The sequence below is a fragment of the Streptococcus hyointestinalis genome (assembly GCF_041225505.1).
GTDB classification, from domain to species: Bacteria; Bacillota; Bacilli; order Lactobacillales; family Streptococcaceae; genus Streptococcus; species Streptococcus hyointestinalis_B.
In genome coordinates, this window is sequence record NZ_JBCLSK010000081.1 from 1 (window position 1) to 1,862 (window position 1,862).

Below are 1,862 nucleotides of genomic sequence, written 5' to 3' on the forward strand. Positions count from 1 at the left end.
ATGAGACAGGGTTATTTGTGGATGATGTTATTTAATAAGATGTGCAAATAGTTATATAATAAGTTGCGCAAAAATAGAAATAACAATTGATTATCCTTGCTATTTCTGCTATACTAAAGCCGATAAAGATAAAGAAAAATAAAAATTAGAGAGTAGGTTGTGTTATGAAATTGAAGAAAGTATGTGGTCTTTTGACGATTGGGCTAGCGCTTATCCTATTAGCAGCCTGTGGTCAAAAATCAGCGCAAGATATTATCAAATCAGAATTAAAAGATAGTTATACGGGATATTCTAAGGTTTCAGGATATGACGGACTGATGTTTATAGGAGGTGGTGATACACTCACCTTTAATAAAAAAGATAATAGCATTACCAATTCTAATGGTGAAAAGGTATATTTTTCAGTAATTTCCGAAGATGATATTCCGTCTAAGACTAAGGGGGTCATCACTAATCTGGAACCTCAACTAAAAGGAACTGATAATTTCACAATCATAACAAGTAACAAAAAGAATCCTACAATAAAAGATTCCGAGGGTGGTTATCAAATTGCTTTATCGGATGGAGGAAAAACAATTCGCATTATTGAGTTGTTTCAAGATTATGCAGCTGATGGTAGTTACTATGATTTTTCAGGTAAAGCTAAATAGTTGGAAAAAGTCTCATTCGAGGCTTTTTTGATGCTTTTTCTGAACTTTGTCCCCTTACTGCACAGATTTTGATTATCTCTTATGATGAAGGTATCTTAATAGAAAGTAGGTACCTTTATTTTGAGATACGATACTTATTCCGATTTGGTCAATGCCCTAGAAAAAGGCTTTCTAGATATTAACGGCAAGACAAACGGGAATATCACAGGGGAAAATGCGGAGAAGATGGCTTCCTTTTATAAATATTGGAGCAATTATCTTGACCCTGCACCGGCTTTTCTCTCCTTTTTGTCTTATATTCCAGGTGGTATTGCCAAAGCGTTATATTCTATCACATCTAGTCTTGAGCATGTCTTTAATAACATGTTCAAGCTTTTTGGGCTTTTTGGCTACTTAGGGGACACTCACACGGTCATTGGGCAATTCTTTTATTGGTTTCAAATCATAGGAACAACATTGTTTAGTTTGATTTTAGTGGTTTCAGCTATTACTGGTGTTTTTACGAAACCTGTCAAGTACAAGGGAGTTATAACGAATTTCTTGCTTGTTACGATGGTAACATCGGTTTTACCTTTAGCTTTAACCTCTATTTCGTCTGTTATTGCTCAGGATGCATTGAATGTTCAAACGGTATCCAGTGAAGCACCAGATGGTAGTAAGCAATACTCTTCTTTAGCTGTTCAACCGATGAAAAATAATGTCGTGGATCTCAAAGTCTTGATTGACAATGACTTCTCGACAGAGCTTTTTCCGCTGGATGATTATGGCTACATTAAACCACCCAAAAAAGGTTCAACCCCTGTCAATAACATTACAGATAGTACAGATAAACGGGATACGTCTGATTTTGCGACACGGATTGATTTTGGAGCAACCTACGGTGCCTCTAATTCAGGTCTTCTTGATACAATGCAAGGTGAATATGAAAAGAAATTTGGCGTTAAAGGAATAAAAGGGCTATTCTTACACAAATTAAACACTAATCAAGATGGAGTTGAATCAATTAAGGAACATCGCATCATGGGAGAGCTAAACTCCTTTGAACCTGTCTACTCACGTTATAAGGTCAACTGGATAGGCATGTTTATGCAGTACATCATCTTGATTGTTTTGTTGCTTGCTATGTCTGTTAAGCTAGTGAAGTCTGTCTTTGATATTATTATCGAGGCCATGATTTCACCGCTTCAAGGCTATACTTCTTTGTCAAACTCT

The 1,862-nt window shown here is 36.0% G+C and carries 2 protein-coding genes; both read left to right on the plus strand.

Features of this window, described 5'->3' with window-relative positions; genetic code table 11:
• The first annotated feature begins 164 nt into the window (after positions 1-164).
• Positions 165-650, plus strand: a complete 486-nt coding sequence (locus AALA56_RS09960; RefSeq protein WP_369909880.1) for a hypothetical protein — start codon at positions 165-167, stop codon at positions 648-650.
• Positions 651-770: 120 nt separating this feature from the next.
• A partial coding sequence (locus AALA56_RS09965; protein WP_369909881.1) for a pLS20_p028 family conjugation system transmembrane protein occupies positions 771-1,862 on the plus strand: 1,092 nt, incomplete at its 3' end.

Bases quoted from the DNA above. Each gene is read 5' to 3' on its own strand.
- AALA56_RS09960 (WP_369909880.1), top strand. From the start codon at position 165: ATGAAATTGAAGAAAGTATGTGGTCTTTTGACGATTGGGCTAGCGCTT.